The sequence below is a fragment of the Caballeronia sp. genome (assembly GCF_049581465.1).
Taxonomy (GTDB): Bacteria; Pseudomonadota; Gammaproteobacteria; order Burkholderiales; family Burkholderiaceae; genus Caballeronia.
This window is the reverse complement of sequence record NZ_JBAUSA010000404.1, coordinates 1-3,312: the sequence shown is the minus strand read 5'-3', so window position 1 is coordinate 3,312 and position 3,312 is coordinate 1. Positions and strand designations below refer to the sequence as shown.

General features: G+C 61.7%; 5 protein-coding genes. All 5 read left to right on the top strand.

The features are described from left to right. The coding region (locus tag WCA53_RS10155) for a tetraacyldisaccharide 4'-kinase (protein ID WP_423908674.1) at positions 1 to 210 on the top strand (210 nt) is incomplete at its 5' end. Beyond that, positions 191 to 397 carry a Trm112 family protein gene (locus WCA53_RS10150; RefSeq protein WP_423908672.1) on the top strand — a complete coding sequence of 69 codons (207 nt, stop codon included), beginning with the start codon at positions 191 to 193 and terminating at the stop codon, positions 395 to 397. The genes WCA53_RS10155 and WCA53_RS10150, both read left to right, overlap by 20 nt. 5 nt (positions 398 to 402) lie before the next feature. After that, positions 403 to 1,212, top strand: a complete 810-nt coding sequence (gene kdsB / locus WCA53_RS10145) for a 3-deoxy-manno-octulosonate cytidylyltransferase (RefSeq protein ID WP_423908669.1) — start codon at positions 403 to 405, stop codon at positions 1,210 to 1,212. A 306-nt stretch (positions 1,213 to 1,518) separates the two neighbouring features. Continuing rightward, entirely contained in the window at positions 1,519 to 2,181 is a 663-nt protein-coding gene (gene adk / locus WCA53_RS10140) for an adenylate kinase (RefSeq protein ID WP_423908666.1), read from the top strand. 108 nt (positions 2,182 to 2,289) lie between these two features. Next, on the top strand, positions 2,290 to 3,048 hold the full coding sequence (locus tag WCA53_RS10135; protein ID WP_423908664.1) for a 3-hydroxyacyl-CoA dehydrogenase: 759 nt from the start codon (positions 2,290 to 2,292) through the stop codon (positions 3,046 to 3,048). Positions 3,049 to 3,312: the final 264 nt, after the last annotated feature.

The following is a 3,312-nucleotide window of genomic DNA, read 5'->3' as shown; positions in this document are numbered from 1 at the left end:
GCCACGCGCGCGTTCCCCGATCACTACGATTACCGCGACAACCCGTTTGCCGGCATCGACGCCGATTGCATCCTGATCACAGAGAAGGATGCAGTAAAATTCGGGGCCTGGCGTGATGCGCGCATCTGGGTCGTTCCAGTGGAAGCCGTGCTAAAGCCCCGCCTCATAGAATTAGTTGTGGAGAAACTCCGTGGACGCACGCCTGCTTGAAATCCTTGTCTGCCCGATCTGCAAGAGCCAGCTCACCTACGACCGGGCCGCGCAGGAATTGATCTGCAACGCCGACAAACTCGCCTACCCGATCCGCGACGGCATCCCCGTCATGCTGCCCGACGAAGCACGCCAGACTGTGGAAGGCACGCCCGTCGACCCTTTGACCCCCGCTGGCGGGAACTGAGTTTTATGAACGCCCACGTGCCGGTTGCGCCCGCGTTTATCGCTGTAGTTCCGGCGCGCCTTGCGTCCACGCGCTTGCCGGACAAGCCGCTCGCGGAGATCGCCGGCAAGCCCATGGTCGTACGCGTGGCCGAGCGCGCGCGGTTGTCCGGCGCGCAGCAAGTGTTGATCGCGACCGATTCGCCGCGCGTGGTCGACGTCGCGAAGGAACATGGCTTCGACGCGATGCTCACGCGTGCCGATCACCCCACCGGCACGGATCGACTTGCCGAAGTCGCGACGCATTTCGGCTGGAGCGACGACACCATCGTGGTCAATGTGCAGGGCGACGAACCGCTGATCGACCCGGCGCTGGTGCGCAACGTGGCCGCGCATCTCGCCGACTTTCCGGCCTGCGCGATCGCGACCGCCGCGCATCCGATCTCGGACCCCGCCGATGTTTTCAATCCGAACGTCGTGAAAGTCGTCCTCGATTCGAAGAGCGTCGCGCTGTACTTTTCGCGTGCGCCGATCCCGTGGTCGCGTGACGCCTGGCAAAAGGATTGGCCGGACATCGCTACGCTCGGCGTTCGGGCTCGCGTGCCGTCGAACGTGCTGCGGCACATCGGTTTATATGCGTATCGGGCGAAATTCCTGCGCGCGTTTCCCGGCCTCTCCCAAGCGCCAATCGAAGAAGCCGAGGCGCTCGAACAGCTTCGCGCGCTCTGGCATGGCGAGCGAATTGCGGTGCTGGTCACGCACGACGCGCCGCCGCCGGGTGTCGATACTCCCGCCGATCTCGCTCGCGTGCGCGCGTGGTTTTCGGATCAGTCCTAACGCGACCGGCTCTTTCGCGACAACCCGCGTAAACCCCGCTCCGCCCCAATTTACGGGCTTCACAGCAGTTTTTCGAGCCGCGATTGTGACGACGCGTGGCATAATCAAACGGTAGCGCGAGCCGTCCGGTCAGCGCATCGCTTGATTAGCGCCGATGTCGACTGGTGCCGCGCCGTCTCCTGAATTCGGCTCGGCTGCCTCGTTTCCGGCGCCGCCCGAGCGATCCGCCCCTTGCCCTTCTTGTGGGACCAGACGCCAAATAAGCCTCGCTGCGCAGCGGTTTCTATTCGATTCGGAGATATCACCATGCGTTTGATCCTGTTGGGCGCTCCGGGCGCCGGCAAGGGCACCCAGGCCACCTTCATCAAAGAGAAGTTCGACATTCCGCAGATTTCGACAGGCGATATGTTGCGCGCCGCCGTGAAGGCGGGGTCTGCGCTGGGTATCGAGGCGAAGCGATTCATGGACGCCGGCGAACTCGTGCCGGATACATTAATCATTAATCTCGTGAAAGAACGGCTGCAGGCGCCTGATTGCGCGAACGGTTATCTATTCGACGGTTTCCCGCGTACCCTGCCCCAGGCCGACGCCATGAAGCAAGCCGGCGTAGCTATCGATTACGTGCTGGAAATCGATGTACCGTTCAACGACATCATCGAGCGAATGAGTGGACGTCGCTCGCATGCGGCATCGGGTCGCACCTACCATGTCAAGTTCAATCCGCCGAAGCAGGAAGGCAAGGACGACGTGACCGGCGAGCCGCTGATCCAGCGCGACGACGACAAGGAAGAGACCGTCAAGAAGCGCCTGGAAGTATACGTGGCGCAGACCAAGCCGCTGATCGAGTACTACAACACCTGGGCTGCGCACAGCGGCGACAACGGCATGAAGGCGCCGGAGTATCGGCGGATTTCGGGTCTCGGTACCGTCGATGAAATCCGCGGCCGCGTATTCGATGCGCTGACCTGATTCACAGTCATAGGCCGTCTGGAAGCCCGCTCGCGATCTATTGTCCGAGCGGGTTTCTGCGTTTTCAGCGGCGCCACAGATCACTTTAATCATTGAGGAGCACAGGACATGGACATCCAGGACAACGTATTTCTTATCACGGGCGGTGCGTCGGGGCTTGGCGCGGCGACTGCGCAGCTCGTGCGCGATCACGGCGGCAAGGTAGTTCTCGCCGACATGAACGAAGCAGCCGGTGAAAAGCTGGCGAACGAACTGGGGGGCGTGTTCGTGAAATGCGACGTGAGCCGCGAAGACGACGGCTTGCGCGCAGTGGAAGCCGCGACGCAGCTCGGCAGCCTGCGCGGACTGGTGAATTGCGCGGGGATCGCGCCGGCAGCGAAGACCGTCGGGAAGGATGGGCCGCACGCGCTCGACTTGTTCGCGAAGACCATCGGTGTGAATTTGATCGGCACGTTCAACATGATTCGCCTCGCGGCAGCAGCGATGTCGAAGAACGAGCCGAATGCGGCTGGGGAGCGTGGCGTGATTGTAAGTACGGCATCGGTTGCGGCTTACGACGGGCAGATTGGTCAGGCGGCCTATGCGGCATCGAAAAGCGGCGTGGTGGGGATGACGTTGCCGATTGCCCGCGATTTGTCGCGGAATGGAATTCGCGTGATGACGATTGCACCGGGGCTCTTCGAAACGCCGATGTTGCTCGGCATGCCGCAGGAAGTGCAGGACGCGCTCGGGGCGATGGTTCCGTTTCCATCGCGGTTGGGCAAGCCGGCCGAGTACGCAATGCTGGTCAAGCAAATATTCGACAACCCCATGCTCAATGGCGAAGTGATTCGCCTGGATGGGGCGATTCGGATGCAGCCCAAGTAACTCCGGGGGCGTTGGCCGGTGGGCCTGGCCGGCGGGCTGGGGTTTTGGGCGGTTCTGTTAGCGGTGAGTGTTGGGCTAGTGCGGAGGGGTGCTGCTCGCGGCGAGTGTGGGGCTAGCATTGAGTCCTTCTGCTAGCATGGTCGTTCTGCTTAAGTCGGATTTTCTTGCTTATTTCTGTTAGCCCCTATCCGGGGCGGGACTTCATTTCTTTTCAAACGCGAAAAGAAACGAAGCAAAGAAACGCGTTCAAACCGCGAATACCTC

Coding starts and splice junctions, on each gene's coding strand:
- kdsB (WP_423908669.1), top strand. CDS start 403: ATGAACGCCCACGTGCCGGTTGCGCCCGCGTTTATCGCTGTAGTTCCG.
- WCA53_RS10135 (WP_423908664.1), top strand. CDS start 2,290: ATGGACATCCAGGACAACGTATTTCTTATCACGGGCGGTGCGTCGGGG.
- adk (WP_423908666.1), top strand. CDS start 1,519: ATGCGTTTGATCCTGTTGGGCGCTCCGGGCGCCGGCAAGGGCACCCAG.